We start from the raw sequence: 14,614 nt of genomic DNA, 5'->3' as shown, positions 1-14,614 counted from the left end.
GACATGTCCACCACCCTTCCCGCGGCCAGGAAGCCCGAGGGCCCCGATGACGGCGCGACCCCCGCGGGCGCACGCGTCGAATTCCGCGGCCTGCGGCGGGCGTTCGGCTCGACCATCGCCCTCGACGGGCTCGACCTGACCATCGAGCCGGGCGAACTCGTCGCCCTGCTCGGCCCGTCGGGCTGCGGAAAGACCACCGCGCTGCGCGTGGTCGCGGGCTTCGAGCAGCCCGACTCCGGTGAGGTCCTGGTCGACGGCGAGGACATCACCCGCGTACCGGCCAACCGGCGCGACGCCGGGATGGTCTTCCAGTCGTACAGCCTCTTCCCGAACCTCAGCGCCCGCGACAACGTCGCCTTCGGCCTGCGGGTGCGCAAGGTCGCGGCCGCCCGGCGCCGCGAGCGGGCCGCCGAACTCCTCGACCTGGTCGGCCTGCCGGACCACGGTGACCGCTACCCGCACCAGATGTCCGGCGGCCAGCAGCAGCGCGTCGCACTCGCCCGCGCCCTGGCGCTGCGCCCCCGCGTGCTGCTGCTCGACGAACCGCTCTCCGCGCTGGACGCCAAGGTGCGGGCCAACCTGCGCGACGAGATCCGACGACTCCAGCTCTCCCTCGGCATCACCACCGTGTTCGTCACGCACGACCAGGAGGAGGCGCTGTCGATGGCCGACCGGGTCGCCGTCCTGAACGCCGGCCGCCTGGAGCAGTGCGCTTCCCCCGCCGAGCTGTACGAGCGCCCCGCGACGCCGTTCGTCGCCGAGTTCGTCGGCACCATGAACCGGCTGCCGGGCCGCCTGACCGACGCCGGCCTGGTGGAGGTGGCCGGTGCCCGGCTGCCCGTCGACGGCCCGGTCCCCAAGGCGACGCGGGACGTGGAGGTGCTGGTCCGGCCCGAGAACGTCACCGCGAGCGCCGACCCCGAAGGCACCGCGACCGTCGTCTCCGCGTCCTTCTTCGGCGCGGTGACCCGGCTCCACCTCGAACTGCCCGGCGGCACCACCGTCAAGGCGGACCTGCCCTCGCGGGACGCCGGCGAACTCGCGCCGGGCGCGCGGGCCGCCGTCGGGCTGGCCGAGCGTCCGGTCCTCGTCGTGGCCCGGTCCGCGTGAGCGCCCTCGCCGCCGTCCTGTTCGACATGGACGGCACCCTGGTCGACACCGAGGTGCTGTGGTGGCGGACCACCGAGCGCATCGCCCAGGGCCTCGGCCACGAACTCACCGACGCGGACGCCCCCGAGGTCGTCGGCCGCGCCGTCGAGGACACCGCAGCCCACCTCGTACGGGTCTCGGGTGGGGGAGACCCGTCCGCGGTGGCGCAGTCCCTGACCGCGGACTTCTTCCGCCGGGTGGAGGCCGGGGCGCCGATGCGGCCCGGCGCCCAGCGGCTGCTGACCGCGCTGGAGACGGAAGGCGTGCCCTTCGCCCTGGTCAGCGCCTCGCCGCGGCTCGTCGTGGACTCGGTGGTCGGCGGCTCGCTGGCCCATGTCCCGTTCGCGTTCACCCTGTCCGCCGACGACACGGACCGCACGAAACCGCACCCGGAGCCGTACCGGACGGCCGCCGAACGGCTCGACGCCACGGCGGGGGACTGCGTGGCCGTGGAGGACTCGCCCGACGGCGCCGCCTCCGCCGAGGCCGCCGGATGCGGGGTGCTGGTCGTCCCGTCGCTGCTGGAGGTGCCGGCCTCGCCGGCGCGCACCTTCGCGCACTCCCTGGAAGACGTCACCCCGGACCTGCTGCGGCGGTGCCTCGCGGACGGCGTCCCGCGCCAGGACCGTCAGGAAACCAGGCCGAGCAGCTCCACGACGCCGTCCACGTAGGCGGCCGTCGCGGTGCCCGGCGCGGCGGCCGCCGCGCGGCGCAGCGAGGGCAGACCGGCGCGGACGAACGCCGCGCACTGCCCGTACAGCCCGGCCTCGTACGAGGACCCGTCGTCCTCGGCGCCGAGCAGGGACAGCAGCGTCCACAGCAGCGCCTCGCGGGTGGCCAGCCGCGGCGGGCCCGCCGACCACACGCCCATCAGCACCCCGCACACCCCGGGCGCGGGCGGGTGCAGGCGTCCGGACAGGAAGGCGTGGCCCTCCAGCGCCCGGAAGGCGGCCGGGTGCCCCTCGGCCGCCGCCCACAGCGTGTCCACGAGGTGCCCCGCGCTGCGGCCGCAGCCGCACGTCACGGCCTCCCAGTCGTGCCGGCCGATCTCTACCCCCACCGCGTCCGGCACCAAGGGGCTGCTGCGCGGCTTGTCCGTCCCTCTCATGCGAGCAGTATGGGCATCGGGAACCAGCCTGACCAGGGGGTTCCGCCAGTCGGAACGGCCCTGTGACCGTGGCCGGAACCGGAACACCGGGGCTCTCGTCTGAGACCCCGTGTGGATGAAACGAAGAATCACCGCCCTGCTGCTGGCCCTGCTCGCGACACAGCTGGGATCGCTGATCAGCCCGGCGTACGCCTGCGGCTGCGGCGCCATGATCCCCGAGGGGTACGCCCGGATCGGCGTCGAACGCGAGACCTCCGTCGTGCGCTTCGACGGGCGCACGGAACAGATCGTGATGCGGTTCGTCGTCCGCGGGGACGCCCCGCGGGCGGCCTGGATCATGCCGGTGCCCGGACGGGCGTCGGTCGAGCTGGGCGACGGGGACGTGTTCCAACAGCTGACCTGGCTCACCCGGCCCGAGTTCAAGACCCGCAGCTACTTCTGGCCCCGTGACCGGGACTGGCCCTTCTCCTCGGGCTCGTCCCGTTCCGTGGGCGACGCGGCGCCCGGCGCGGGCGCGCCCTCGGTCGGCGTCGTCGGCCGCGAACAGCTCGGCGACTTCGACGTCGCGCGCCTCACCGCGACCGACCCCGACGCGCTGCGCAACTGGCTGGAGACCAACGGCTTCAAACTGCCCGACGGCCTCGCCGCCGAACTGAAGCCGTACGTCGACCAGAAGTGGGAGTACGTCGCCGTACGCCTCGCCCCCCGGGAACCGGGCAAGACCCTGAAGGGCACCCTCGACCCCTTGAAGATCCGCTTCGACAGCAACCGGCTGGTCTACCCGATGCGGCTGTCCCGGCTGGCCAAGACCCCCCAGTCCCTCGGCCTGTACGTCCTCGCCGACCACCGGATGGAACCCGCCTCCCCGATCGGCGGCGCCGACCCGAAGATCACCTTCGCGGGCGAGGTCACCCCGGAGGGCGCCCTCGCCACGCTCACCGGCGGCAAGCCCGCCTTCCTGACGGCGATCGAGCAGGAGTTCCCGGAACCGGGCCGCATCGACGCCGACCACGAACTGCGCGCCACGGCCGCCGACACCCCGTACCGGAAGGTCATCTACCACGGCGAACTGCTCACCGTCGGAGGCGTCCCCGCCTGGCTGCTGACCCTCGGGTCCGTCCTCGTCGCCCTCGTGGCGGCGGCCGTGTTCATCCTGCGCCGCCGCCACTCGGGTACGAGGACCGGCTGACCGACCCCGGCCCGGCCCCCCCCCGGGCCGGGCCGGAGCCGCGTTCAGCCGATCACACCGGCGGCCCGGGCGGCCGGGTCCGCCAGAAGGCGCACTGGTGGTCCGCCCCGAACGAGGTGCCCGCCCGGATCGCCGCCGGATTGAGGGCCAGCACCTGGGCGGGCCCGGCCCCGGACCCGCCCGCCGGCCACAGCGGCTGCCCCGGCACCACGGGCGCGCCGTAGCGCGCGAACGCACCCCAGTAGCGCTTCATGCGCGCCGCGAACGCGACCTGGCCCGCGGTCAACGGGCGCTCGGTCATGGTGAAGTCGTACAGGTACGCCAACTCCGCACTGTGCGCGTTCGACTCGTCCAGGCCGGGCACCTGCGCCCCGGCCAGGGTCGGCGAGTCAGGGTCGTCGAACTCGTAGACGTACGTCGGCACTTGCCCGGCGAACAGCTGCGCCGTCCACTGCGTCTGGCAGGCGAACGTCGCGTCCGTCATGACCGCCGACAGCGCCAGGTACGGGGACCCGTACGCCGACACCGGGTACCGGGCCAGCACCTGCGGGCCCGCGGCCCCGTACCCCGCCAGGACCTGCGCGGTGTACTGCTCCTGCGTCAGGTACGGCTGCGTGAGCGCGACGAAGAAGCGCGCCTCCGAGCGGTTGCTCCCGATCAGCACCGGCACCTTGTTCCAGTGCCCGCTCCCGATGGCCTCCGCCGGATCGACCGGCAGCAGTCCGTCGCCGGACGCCGGACCCGAGGTGGGCACCGTACGGGCCGCCTCGACCAGCACCGTCCCGGAAGCGGCCCGCAAGCACTCGACCAGCGTTCCCGGTTCCCTACAGCCCGCATGCGCGGCGAAGGCCCGCGCCTGCGCCTCGGCCCGCGCACCGTCCGGCGTGCGGATCAGCGTGCACGGCCCGCTCTGCAGCACGGCCCGGTGGAACAGCCCGGCGGCCGAAGGCGCCGCCAGCAGCGCACAGACGGAAGCGCTGCCCGCAGACTGCCCCGCCACCGTCACGTTGCCCGGGTTCCCGCCGAACGCGGCGATGTTCTCCCGGGTCCAGCGCAGCGCCGCCATCTGGTCCATCAGCCCGAAAGAACCGGAACGCTGCGCGTTCTGCCCGGCGATCTCGGGCAGTCCGAGGTATCCGAGCTGCCCCAGGCGGTAGTTGATGCTGACGACGACGGTACCGGTGAGATCGGCCATGGTGCGGCCGACGAACTGCGTCCCCGTGCCCTGGCTGAACGCACCCCCGTGCAGCCACACGATCACCGGAAGCCGGGCTCCGGCACGGGCCGTTCGGGGCCGGTACACGTCGAGGTACAGACAGTCTTCGCTGACGTCCTGCGGATCGCGCAGGCCGTGCGGCGAGAACTGCAGGCACGCCGGGGCCTGCCGGCCGGCTTCGCGGACCCCGGTCCAGCGGCCCGGCTCCTGCGGCGGGCGCAGCCTGGCGTCCCCGACCGGGGGAGCGGCGTAGGGGACACCCAGGAACTCCTGGGCGCCGTCGTGCTCCTGCCCGCGCAGCACGCCTTGCGCCACGTTGACTTGGGGGTGCGCGGTGCCGCTGGGCGGAGCCGCCTTCGTGGCCGACGCGGGGGGCGCCGCGGTGAGCAGGGCCGCGAGCGCGCACGCGGCGCCGAGCAGCGACCGTGCCGTACGAGGTCGCCTCACGGGCGTAGCCCCGCGATCAGGGCGGAGGCGACCGCGAACTCGGCGGGCCCGGCGTTCCAGTCGGCGTTCATCGGGCTGATGGCGATCTTGCCGGCGTTCACGGCCTCCACGTCACCGCCCCTGACGGGCGGCTGCGGGCGGAACTGCACGTTCACCTTCCAGGTCCCGTCCCCGGCGTCGGTGTAGTCCGGCTGCAGCGGGGCCTGCGGGTCCTGGAAGGTCGCGGCGACGCCGGCGGCGGCGCCCTTGCCGTCCGCGCCGACGACCGGGTGGTTGACGTTCAGGCCGACGCCCTTCGGCAGCAGCGGTCCGGACCGCGCCCGGTCGCGCAGCCGGTCGATCAGCTTGACCGCGAAGTCGACGGTGGGGCCCATCGCGTTGACCGTGGCCGTCGGGTCGGGAACGGCCAGGCCGCCGGTGCTCAGCGCGATGGCCGGGACGCCGCTCTCCAGGGCGACGACGGCGCCGCCGACCGTACCGGAGTGGGTGGCCAGGCCGGCCACGTTCGGGCCGAAGTTGGTGCCGGAGACCACCAGGTCGGGGGCGTGCCCCTCGAAGACCTCGGCGAGGCCGAAGGACACGGCGTCACCGGGCGTGCCGTCCACGGCCCACACCTTCGGCTCGGGGTGCTTCACCGCGATCGTGGGCGCGCCGGCCAGCTTCGTGCCGGTGCCGCTCTGGTTGGTGAGCGGCGCGACGATGGTGACGTCGTACCCGGCGGTGGTCAGCCGCTCGAACGCCTTGCGGATGCCCGGCCCGTTGTAGCCGTCGTCGTTCGTGAGCAGGATCCGCAGCGGGGCGGCGGGCGTTGCCGTGGGCGCTGCCGCGGGAGCGGCCTGCGGCGCGTTCTGCGGCGAGGCGACCGCGGGCGCCGTACCCGTGAGGGCCGCCGTGCACAGGATCAGCACGGCCGGCGGCAGGACTCGCTTGCTTCTCACAGGGGGCTCCTTCGAAAACGGTGGGGTGGGAGGTGAGGGTGGTGCGGTGTGATCGCCCGGGGCGGGGGGAAGGCCGCCGCGCAGGGCACCGGCGGGCGCACGACCCTCGGCATGCGCCCGCCGGAGTGCGGACCGGGCCGCCGCGATCCGGGAAGCGGCGGCCCGGCGGGGATCAGCGCACGCCGCGGATCGGGAGGATGGCGAGTGCGCCGATCAGCGAGAGGGCCCCGCCGACGAGGAAGAGCGGGGTGTATCCGCCGAAGCCGGTCACGACGGCCGAGGCGACGAACGGGGCGATGATCTGCGGCCCGGCGTTGGCGATGTTGAGGACGCCCATGTCGCGGGCGGCGTCCTCGGCCCGGGGCAGGACCAGGGTGACCAGCGCGGTGTCGACGGCCATGAAACAGCCGAACGCCAGGCCGTTGAGCGCGCTGAACACGAGCATGCCCGTCCAGGTCGGGCTCACCACGGGAACCACCATGACGAGCCCGGCGAGGGCGGCCGAGACGCCGACGAACACCTTGCGGCGGTCCCACCGGTCGGACAGCAACCCGCCCACCACGGTCGACAGGGCCATCGCGACCATCGACACGGGGGTGAGCACCGCCATCGCGGCGGGCGGGGTCAGCCCGGCCGGGAGGCTGATGTGGTCGTCCAGGACGTACAGCTGGTAGCCGACGACGGAGAAGTAGCCGAGGACCATCAGGGCCCGGCCGATGAACGCCCAGCGGAAGTCGTGGTTCGCCAGCGCCGAAAGGAACGCGGCCAGTTGGGCCCGCTTGGGCACGGCGGCCGGGGCGGGGCCGGTGCGCGGGACGTCCCGGCACGTGAGCGTGAGCAGCAGGGCCGAGGCGGCGACGATCGCGCCGAAGACGAGGTACCCGGTGCGCAGGTGCTCCGCGGTCCGGGAGGCGATCAGCACGCCGACCGTGCCGCCGATCGGGAGGCCCAGCCCCACCAGCGCGGATGCGGTGCCGCGCCGGGCCACGGGCACGCGGTCGGGGACGATCGCGGTGACCGCGGCCTGGAAGACGTTCATGGTCGCCTGCACCAGGCACCAGCCGATGCCGAGGAGCAGCGCGGTGGTGGCGTAGCCGAGGGAGGCCAGGGCGACCAGCGAGGCGAGCGCGCCGCCGAGCACCCAGGGGTTGCGGCGGCCGCTGCGGTCGGAGAGGGCGCCGGCTATCGGGTTGAAGGCGGTCGCGAAGACCGCGCTGACCCCGCCGATCACGCCGAGGACGGCGACCTTGTGGGCGGGGTCGAGCGCGGCGACCTGAGTGGGCAGCAGAATCGATCCGACGCCCATGTAGACCGCCAGCATCGCGGAGTTGGCGACCAGCAGCAGGGGCAGGAGCGCGCGCTGGCGGGGCGGTTCCGGATCAGCGTGGGCGGGCGGATCGATCAGTTCGTTCTGGGCCATGACGACTCCTCGGGGGACGGAGCGAGAAGGGGTGCGGAGGCTCGGCGCGGGGAGCGGCGCAGCGCTGGCGGCATGCGGCCTGCTGTGCGCTGTGGAGGGCGCCAGGGGATGCGGATGGAGACGCTTCGGGCGGGCAGGCAGCCACGGTTCACATGATGTTGTTACACGTGTCACCTACGCCGCTTGGACACTGTGTAGCACCCATTTCAGGGCCTCGCTAGGGGTTGAGATGCGGCGAGGCCCCCGTGAAAGGCCCGCCATGCCGCTTTCCCCCTCCGCCGTGCCCCCTTCCGGGCGTTCGGCGCCCCCGTTCGCGATTCCCGCCCCCCGGCACCATCTCCCGGCCGCGCCGCCGCGCCATGCGGCGGCCGTCGGGGTGGGTCTGCTGTGCGGGGCGCTGCTGATCGGGCTGCTGCTCTCCGTCGGTGAACGGCCCTTCTTCCAGGGGCTCGACGACCACTGGGCCGCGTCCGTGAACAGCTCGCGCGACGACCTGACCGGCTTCGCCATCGTTTTCGACCGGCTCGGCGGCCCGCTCGGCACGGTCCTGCCGCTCGGCCTGATCGGCTGCCTCTGCGTCTACGGGCGCTGGCGGTCGGGGCTCTACGCCTTCACCGCCGGCATCGCCGCGAACGTCCTCGTGGTGCTCCCGCTCAAGCAGTTCGTCGACCGTCCCCGCCCGCCGCATCCGTGGGTCCTGGTCAACGACGGCTCGTACCCCTCCGGCCAGGTGTTCAGCGCCGTGGCGCTGGTGTTCGTGGCGGCCGTCCTGGTGTTCCCGCCGCGGGCGCGCCGCTGGTGGTGGGGCTTCGGCGGCCTGTACGTCGTCGCCATGATGGGCAGCCGCACCTGGCTGCACGCCCAGTGGCTCAGCGACACCTTCGCCGGCGCGCTCGCCGGCGCCGGTGCCTGCATGCTGCTGTGGAGGGCGTTCGAGCCGCTGCTGCGGACCGAGGCGGAACGGGTCGCCGCCGGCAGCCTGTGGCTGTGAGTGCCTAAATATCGAGAATTATTGACGGTCGTACAAGAATCAACATACCGTCGTTCCGGGGTCGGCGTGCGCCCGATGCGCCGCCGGCTCCCCGGAGCGACGAAAGAAGGGCCCATGGCACCCACAGAGCACGGCACTCCGCAGCCCCCCGTGGTCGACCTCCCCGCGGGCCGGCTGCGCGGCGCGATCGAAGACGGACTCTGCGTCTTCCGGGCGGTCCCCTACGCCGAACCCCCCGTCGCAGACCAGCGCTGGCGGCCCGCCCGCCCGCACCGCGGCTGGAGCGGAACCCGCGACGCGAGCACCGACGGGCCCAGCGCCCCGCAGATGTACGTCGAAGGCGGCGACCCGGTCCTCGGCGGCCACGGAGCGCCCCCGTTCGACGAGGACTGCCTCACCCTCAACGTATGGACGCCCGCGGCCGACGACGCCCGCCGCCCGGTGCTGGTGTGGATCCACGGCGGCGGCTTCGTCTCCGGATCGGGCTCCATGCCCGGCTACGGCGGAGAGACCTTCGCGCGCGACGGCGACCTCGTGTTCGTCGGCATCAACTACCGCATCGGGCCGCTCGGTTACCTCTCCCCGGAGGACGACGCGCACGACGAGGCCGCCAACCCCTGGCTCTCCGACCAGCTCGCCGCCCTGCACTGGGTGAAGGAGAACATCTCCTCCTTCGGCGGCGACCCGCAGAGCATCACCGTCGCCGGCCAGTCCGGCGGAGCCGTCTCCACCGCCGCCCTCGCCGGGCACCCGCGGGCCGCCGGGCTGATCCGCCGGGTGATCCTGCAGAGCCCGCCCTTCGGACTGGACCTCCCCGACCCCGACGCGTACCGGGAGCGGACCGCCGCCTACCGGGAACTCGCCGGCGCCAAGACGGCGCAGGAACTGCGCGCACTGCCCTGGCAGGCCCTGATCGGCGCGGGCGGGGGTCTGTTCGCCCGCACGGTGCGGTGGGGCTACTGGCCGACGCCGTTCCTGCCCGTCATCGACGGGGAGTCCCTCCCGCGCCACCCCGCGCGGGCGCTGCTGCACGGCGCCGCGGCCGACATCGACGTCATGATCGGCTGGACCCGTGAGGAGGCCAACTTCGGCTTCGCCCTCGACGAGGGGTACGCGGCCGCCACCAGGGAGCAGGTGATCGGCCGGATCGAGGAGACCTTCGGATCCGGGGCCGCCCCCGAGGTCTACGCCGCGTACGAAGCGGCTCGCCCCGGAGCCCGCCCCGCCGACGTCCTCATGGACCTGATCACCGACGAGCTCTTCCGCGTCCCCTCCGTGAGCCTGGCCGAGGCCCGGGCCGGTGCGGGCCGCCCCGTCTGGGCCTACCAGTTCGACCTCCAGGCAGCCGCCTACGAAGGCCGGCTCGGCGCCGCACACTGCCTCGAACTCCCTTTCGTCTTCGACAATTTCGAGCACTGGGCGCACGCGCCCTTCGTCGCCGGGATCGCTCCCGCCGTCCGCGACGGCCTCGCGCGGACCATGCACCGGGCCTGGATCGCCTTCGTCCGCACCGGCGACCCGAACCACTCCGGCATGCCGCAGTGGCAGCCGTACGTAGCGCAGGCGCGGACCACGATGCGCTTCGACTCGGTCGTCACCGCCCTGGACGACCTTGCCGGGCCCTCGCGCCGCATGCACGAAGCCCGCGGAGCCCAATGATCTAACTCGTGTAACCTGGGGAGAGAGGTGACGGTCGACCCAAGGAGCACCGAGGACCATGCCCAGGGAGCCCAAGCACACGAGCACCACCCCGTCGCCCGTGTCCATCACCAGCGCCGACGTGGCCCGGCTGGCCGGGGTGTCACGCGCCACCGTGTCGTTCGTCCTGAACGACACCCCCGGCCACCGCGTCAGCGAGGGCACCCGCAGCCGCGTCCTCGACGCGGCCCGGCAGCTCGGCTACGTACCGCACGCCGCGGCCCGCTCCCTGCGCGCCGGCCGCAGCAACCTCGTCCTGATGCCCGCCTCGATCTCCGCGATCGGCCGCCTCGTCAGCGACTGGGTGGACGACCTGCACAGCGAGCTCGACCGGCGCGGCTACACGGCCGTCCTGCACGCCGGCCGCTTCGCCGACCCCCTCGACGCGGCCCGCGCCTGGGCCGAGCTGCGCCCGGCCGCCGTCATCGCCATCGACGGCGACCGCTTCACCGCCGGGGCCGCCGAGCTGCTCAGCCGCGCCGGGGTGCGCGGCCTGCTCGCCTTCGCCGCCCGCCCGGTGCCCGGCGTCCACACCATCGGCTTCGACCACGCGGACATCGGCGCCACCGCCGCCGAGCACCTCATCGCCCGCGGCCGGACCCGGATCGGCGTGGTCCTGCCGCTCGAACGCGGTCTGGCTACCCTCGCCGGCCCGCGCCTCGCCGGGGCCGAGTCGGTCGCCGCCCGGCACATGGCGACGGTGACCCCGGTGGAACTCGCGTACACCGGCGAGTCCGCGACGGCGCTCGCCCGGCGCTGGCCGAGCCTGGGCCTGGACGCCGTCTTCGCCTACAACGACGAGTACGCGGCGCTGCTCCTGCACGCCTTCCAGGCCGAGGGCATCGCGGTACCGGACCAGGTCGCGATCGTCGGCTCCGACGACCTGGTCCTCTCCGCCCTCCAGCGGCCTGCCCTCACCACGGTCAGCCTGGACCTGCCCTCGCCGGCCGGCGTCGCCGACGCCCTGCACGAGCTGATCGAGACGGGGAAGCCCCCCGCGCTCCCTGCCGTCGAGGCCCTCCTCGTCCACCGCGACACCTCCTGATGGACCCGCGCGCCCGCTGCCGCCGGCGACCGCGGCGGGCGAAGGACGGGCCGAGCACGCTGGGCGGCCGGGCGACGAGTGCCGCCCCTGCGGCTCCCACGCCCCTCGCCGCCGCGCCGCGGGCGCGCCCGTGTGCGCGGCCCGGCACGGGCGGTCCCATCGGGTGGCGCAGTCCGGGCGCACGGAGCCCGGCCCACGCGCTGCCGTGTAAGCCGTCCCGGCGGGGACGCGCCGGCCTCAGGGCGTGTAGCGCCAGCCGCGCCCCGACTCGCTGCCACGCTCGGCGTCCATGGATGTCAGCACCTTCTACGCCCTCTTCTCCGCCACCTGCTTCACTCTGGTCGGCCTGTGGTGGAACGTCGTCCAGAGCCATGCGGACTGGATGCGCGACCCCGCCCTGCGGCGCCTCGTCGGCGGGATCTAACTGTCCTTCCTGCTGCCCGCCCTGATGGGTCTCTTCGCGCAGGTCGGGGGTACCGAGCAGCCGCAGATCTGGCGCGCGGCCTTCGTCGTCCTCGCCCTGGTCGGCTGTGCGTGCACCCTGCGCCTGCTGGGCCGCGCCCGGGGCGACCGCTTCGTCACGTGCCAGCAGGCCGGCGTCGCACTGCTCTACGCCGTCATCGCCGTCGTCGGCGCCTTCCCCGAACTCGCCGGCCACGTCGGCCTGCGCCCCATCCAGGCCGAAGCCCTGATGCTGATCGGACTGATCGTCCTGGGACACGCCCTGGTCTGGCGGTTCATGGCGGGAGCGGGGCGCGCCGAAGGCTAGGCGCGTCGTGCGGATCGGGTCGGGCCCGCGGTGCGAAGGACGGGTCCTAGACCGATCGCCGCGCGGCCGACCGTCGCAGGCGGTCGCCCTCTCGGGTGAGCGCGGGCGCGAAGGCCCACCACGCCAGCAGGGCGGTGCCGGCGCCGGCCGCCGCTCCCGCCACTGTGTCGCTGAGCCAGTGGGCGTGCAGCCACGTGCGGCTCCACATCATGGCCGCCGTGAAGACCGTGCCGCCGGCCCACCAAGTGCGCCGCCGGGCCGCCGGGACCAGCAGGACCCCGACCAGTACGACGAGCAGAGCCGCCCCCGCCGCATGGCCCGACGGGAAGGAGCCGTGGTCGACGCGGACCAGCGGGTGCTCCGGGCGCGGGCGGTCCACCAGGTGCTTGAGTCCCTGCACCACGAGCATGCTGCCGGCGAGGTAGACCCCGAGGAGGAAGCCCGCCGACACCCAGCGCCTGCGGATGAGCAGGAAGGCCAGCAGGGCGAGCGGGACGACGATGCCCGGCGGGCCGCCGAACAGGTTGAGGACGGCTGCGAGGGCTGCGGGGACCCCCTGGTGGGGGCCGCCCATCCAGTCCAGCCAGCGGTCGTCCGCGCCCTGGAAGGGCGGGTTCGCGGCGTCCGCGCGGACGACGAGGGCGAGGACCGCGGGGGCGGCCAGCAGTACGACGGCCAGCAGCAGGGTGCCGCGGTGGCGCCGGTCCGGCTCCGGCCGGACCGCGGCGCGGGGAGCCGGAGCGAGAGTGGGTCTGGACATGACTGCCTTTCGACGTGCGCGTGGGGGCGCGGCCGGGCCGCGCCCCCACGGTGGAACGGGTCTGTGAAGCGGTGCGTCCGGGTTCGCTCAGGCCTGCGCGCCCAGGTGGCGGACCAGGAACGCGACGCTCTCCGCGACGATCGCGGGGATGTCGGGGGAGCCGAGGAAGATGTGGTCGGCGTCCTCGACGGGGCGCAGCGCGACGTCGCCCCCGGCGCCCGTCAGCTTCTCGGCCAGGGCCTCGCTCTGGCTGTACGGGACGAGGCCGTCCCGGGTGCCGTGCACCAGCAGGAACGGGGGCGGGTTCGCGCCGGGCACGGCGTACGTGACGGGACTCGCGGCCCGGGCCGGCTCCGCCTGTTCGGCCGCGGGAACGCCCAGCAGGGCGTCGTACGGGTTGGGGAACTCGGCGCCGGTCGGCATCGGCAGCGGGTGTGCGGCCAGGGCGATCAGGTCGTGGACCCCGTACCAGTCGACGACGGCGAGGACGTCGGTGTCGCCGGAGCCGACGCCGTGGGCGCCCTCCAGCGACTCCAGCGTGGCGGCGTCGGTGCTGCCGGGGCGGACGAGGCCGGCGAGCGCGGCCAGGTGGCCTCCCGCCGACTCGCCCCAGACGCCGATCCGGTCCGGGTCGATGTCGAGGGCGGCGGCGAACCGCCGGACGTAGCGGATGGCGGCCTTGACGTCGTGCAGCTGCGCCGGGAAGGGGGCTTCGAGGCTGTGCCGGTAGTCGATGGAGACGAGCGCGAGCCCGGCGCCCAGGACGGCGCCGTGCAGCAGGGCGGCGGGCACGGTCGGCGGCGGGTAGCGCCGGTCGCCGTCCAGCCAGCCGCCGCCGTGGATCCAGACGACCGCCGGGAAGGGGCCCTCGCCCGCGGGGAGCTGGACGTCGAGGAGGCGGGGGCGGTAGCCGGGGGTGGTCGCGTACGTGATCCCGTCGAAGCGGCGTGTGCCGTCCGCGCCGGTCACGGGCGTGACGGGCTGCTGGTACGGCGGGGGCGGCCAGGTCATGTCGGCGACGTCGAACTCGGCCGGGGGAGATTGCGTCATCAGGGCTCTTCCCGTGTCGTGGTGCGGCCTCGGCGGCCGGCGGATCCGGTGCGGCGGTCCAGGCTTCGTAACGTTTGTCCGAAATGCTTGCGCGGGGCACCGGGGAGTCTTAGCGTGTTACACGTGTAATCACGACTCTAGCGACGTATTTCCGCTGACCACAAGCCCACGGGACATCCGCATTCCGGGGTAGTTACACGAGATACTCCGCGGTGGCGTCGCCTTCCCCCTTTGGGAGCACGTCATGCTCACCACCGCTTCGACCGCCACTCTCCCCGCCCTCCCCGGGCAGCCCGCCAGCCCCGCGCGGCCCGCTTGCCCCACGCGGCACGGAGGTCCCGCTCCGGCTCCGGCTTCGGCGCCGGAGCCGGTCCGGGCTCCGGTCCGGGGCCGTGGCGTCGCCCGCTGGGCGGTCGAGCCCACCGTGGCCGCCGTCCCGCTGGTGCGGACCCGGGTCCGGGTCGTGCTGGAGGGCTGGCGGGTCGCCGCCGAGGTGGTGGACGTCCTGCTGCTGGCCGTCAGCGAGCTCGCCGGCAACGTGGTCCAGCACGCCGCCACCAACGGGCGGATGCGGGTCGCGATGGTCTTCGACGGGGGATGGCTGCGGCTGGAGGTCGCCGATCAGGGGGTCCGTCCGCTGCGGCTGCCGCATGCCGCCGCGGGGGTCGACCCCGAATCCGAAAGCGGCCGCGGGTTGCTGATCATCCAGCTGCTGGCCGCCGAGGCGGGCGGCGAACTCTCCGTCGCGACCGGCGACTTCGGCACGTCCGTCCGGGTGGTCCTGCCGGCCGGCTGAACCGGTTCGAGGGCGGCGCGGTAGCGATCCCGGCCGCT

The 14,614-nt window shown here is 74.3% G+C and carries 13 protein-coding genes and 1 pseudogene; 8 read left to right on the top strand and 6 right to left on the bottom strand.

The features are described from left to right. Positions 1-3: 3 nt before the first annotated feature. Positions 4-1,110 carry an ABC transporter ATP-binding protein gene (locus OHA65_RS05120; protein WP_371645903.1) on the top strand — a complete coding sequence of 369 codons (1,107 nt, stop codon included), beginning with the start codon at positions 4-6 and terminating at the stop codon, positions 1,108-1,110. Then, positions 1,107-1,820 carry an HAD family hydrolase gene (locus tag OHA65_RS05115; RefSeq protein ID WP_371645901.1) on the top strand — a complete coding sequence of 238 codons (714 nt, stop codon included), beginning with the start codon at positions 1,107-1,109 and terminating at the stop codon, positions 1,818-1,820. Before OHA65_RS05120 ends, OHA65_RS05115 begins: the two co-directional genes overlap by 4 nt. On the opposite strand, the gene OHA65_RS05110 is transcribed toward OHA65_RS05115, so the two are convergent. After that, complete coding sequence (locus OHA65_RS05110) at positions 1,778-2,257, bottom strand: hypothetical protein (protein ID WP_371645899.1); 480 nt, start codon at positions 2,255-2,257, stop codon at positions 1,778-1,780. The genes OHA65_RS05115 and OHA65_RS05110 overlap by 43 nt on opposite strands. A 115-nt stretch (positions 2,258-2,372) precedes the next feature. On the opposite strand from OHA65_RS05110, the gene OHA65_RS05105 reads away from it, so the two are divergent. Further along, a complete protein-coding gene (locus OHA65_RS05105) occupies positions 2,373-3,446 on the top strand; it encodes a DUF2330 domain-containing protein (protein WP_371645897.1) in 1,074 nt (357 codons plus the stop codon). 52 nt (positions 3,447-3,498) lie between these two features. On the opposite strand, the gene OHA65_RS05100 is transcribed toward OHA65_RS05105, so the two are convergent. The 3 genes from OHA65_RS05100 to OHA65_RS05090 all read right to left on the bottom strand — a co-directional run bounded on the left by OHA65_RS05100 (position 3,499) and on the right by OHA65_RS05090 (position 7,467). Next, on the bottom strand, positions 3,499-5,109 hold the full coding sequence (locus OHA65_RS05100) for a carboxylesterase/lipase family protein (protein WP_405761339.1): 1,611 nt from the start codon (positions 5,107-5,109) through the stop codon (positions 3,499-3,501). Next, positions 5,106-6,047 (bottom strand): 5'/3'-nucleotidase SurE, encoded by a 942-nt coding sequence (surE, locus tag OHA65_RS05095; RefSeq protein WP_405761337.1) that lies wholly within the window; start codon positions 6,045-6,047, stop codon positions 5,106-5,108. Before surE ends, OHA65_RS05100 begins: the two co-directional genes overlap by 4 nt. Before the next feature lie 172 nt (positions 6,048-6,219). Next, complete coding sequence (locus OHA65_RS05090; protein WP_405761335.1) at positions 6,220-7,467, bottom strand: MFS transporter; 1,248 nt, start codon at positions 7,465-7,467, stop codon at positions 6,220-6,222. A gap of 259 nt (positions 7,468-7,726) precedes the next feature. Between OHA65_RS05090 and OHA65_RS05085 the strand changes: the two genes are divergently transcribed. The 4 genes and pseudogenes from OHA65_RS05085 to OHA65_RS05070 all read left to right on the top strand — a co-directional run bounded on the left by OHA65_RS05085 (position 7,727) and on the right by OHA65_RS05070 (position 11,970). Then, the gene (locus OHA65_RS05085; protein WP_405761332.1) at positions 7,727-8,458 is read left to right on the top strand and encodes a phosphatase PAP2 family protein; all 732 of its coding nucleotides are present in this window, start codon (positions 7,727-7,729) and stop codon (positions 8,456-8,458) included. Positions 8,459-8,572: 114 nt separating this feature from the next. After that, the gene (locus OHA65_RS05080; protein ID WP_327281887.1) at positions 8,573-10,117 is read left to right on the top strand and encodes a carboxylesterase family protein; all 1,545 of its coding nucleotides are present in this window, start codon (positions 8,573-8,575) and stop codon (positions 10,115-10,117) included. Between the two features lie 58 nt (positions 10,118-10,175). Then, positions 10,176-11,201: a LacI family DNA-binding transcriptional regulator gene (locus tag OHA65_RS05075; RefSeq protein WP_327281886.1), complete on the top strand. Its 1,026-nt coding sequence runs from the start codon at positions 10,176-10,178 to the stop codon at positions 11,199-11,201. Positions 11,202-11,490: 289 nt separating this feature from the next. Then, positions 11,491-11,970 (top strand): annotated as a pseudogene (locus OHA65_RS05070) (hypothetical protein). Positions 11,971-12,016: 46 nt separating this feature from the next. On the opposite strand, the gene OHA65_RS05065 reads toward OHA65_RS05070, so the two are convergent. After that, positions 12,017-12,730, bottom strand: coding sequence for a phosphatase PAP2 family protein (locus OHA65_RS05065; protein ID WP_405761330.1), 714 nt, complete (start codon positions 12,728-12,730; stop codon positions 12,017-12,019). Between the two features lie 87 nt (positions 12,731-12,817). Next, the gene (locus OHA65_RS05060; RefSeq protein ID WP_328761733.1) at positions 12,818-13,780 is read right to left on the bottom strand and encodes an alpha/beta hydrolase; all 963 of its coding nucleotides are present in this window, start codon (positions 13,778-13,780) and stop codon (positions 12,818-12,820) included. A gap of 244 nt (positions 13,781-14,024) precedes the next feature. Here OHA65_RS05060 and OHA65_RS05055 point away from each other — a divergent pair, with 244 nt between their 5' ends. Next, positions 14,025-14,576 carry an ATP-binding protein gene (locus tag OHA65_RS05055; protein WP_405761327.1) on the top strand — a complete coding sequence of 184 codons (552 nt, stop codon included), beginning with the start codon at positions 14,025-14,027 and terminating at the stop codon, positions 14,574-14,576. The last annotated feature ends 38 nt before the right edge of the window (positions 14,577-14,614 follow it).

Origin of the sequence: Streptomyces sp. NBC_00045, assembly GCF_045041095.1 — a bacterium.
In the GTDB taxonomy this organism is placed as follows: domain Bacteria; phylum Actinomycetota; class Actinomycetes; order Streptomycetales; family Streptomycetaceae; genus Streptomyces.
This window is presented reverse-complemented; position numbering and strand designations above follow the sequence as displayed.

What these genes read in the sequence shown, in the direction of transcription:
- OHA65_RS05120 (WP_371645903.1), top strand. Translation starts at nt 4, where the DNA reads ATGTCCACCACCCTTCCCGCGGCCAGGAAGCCCGAGGGCCCCGATGAC.
- OHA65_RS05110 (WP_371645899.1), bottom strand. Translation starts at nt 2,257, where the DNA reads ATGAGAGGGACGGACAAGCCGCGCAGCAGCCCCTTGGTGCCGGACGCG.
- OHA65_RS05105 (WP_371645897.1), top strand. Translation starts at nt 2,373, where the DNA reads ATGAAACGAAGAATCACCGCCCTGCTGCTGGCCCTGCTCGCGACACAG.
- OHA65_RS05090 (WP_405761335.1), bottom strand. Translation starts at nt 7,467, where the DNA reads ATGGCCCAGAACGAACTGATCGATCCGCCCGCCCACGCTGATCCGGAA.
- OHA65_RS05085 (WP_405761332.1), top strand. Translation starts at nt 7,727, where the DNA reads ATGCCGCTTTCCCCCTCCGCCGTGCCCCCTTCCGGGCGTTCGGCGCCC.
- OHA65_RS05080 (WP_327281887.1), top strand. Translation starts at nt 8,573, where the DNA reads ATGGCACCCACAGAGCACGGCACTCCGCAGCCCCCCGTGGTCGACCTC.
- OHA65_RS05075 (WP_327281886.1), top strand. Translation starts at nt 10,176, where the DNA reads ATGCCCAGGGAGCCCAAGCACACGAGCACCACCCCGTCGCCCGTGTCC.
- OHA65_RS05065 (WP_405761330.1), bottom strand. Translation starts at nt 12,730, where the DNA reads ATGTCCAGACCCACTCTCGCTCCGGCTCCCCGCGCCGCGGTCCGGCCG.
- OHA65_RS05060 (WP_328761733.1), bottom strand. Translation starts at nt 13,780, where the DNA reads ATGACGCAATCTCCCCCGGCCGAGTTCGACGTCGCCGACATGACCTGG.
- OHA65_RS05055 (WP_405761327.1), top strand. Translation starts at nt 14,025, where the DNA reads ATGCTCACCACCGCTTCGACCGCCACTCTCCCCGCCCTCCCCGGGCAG.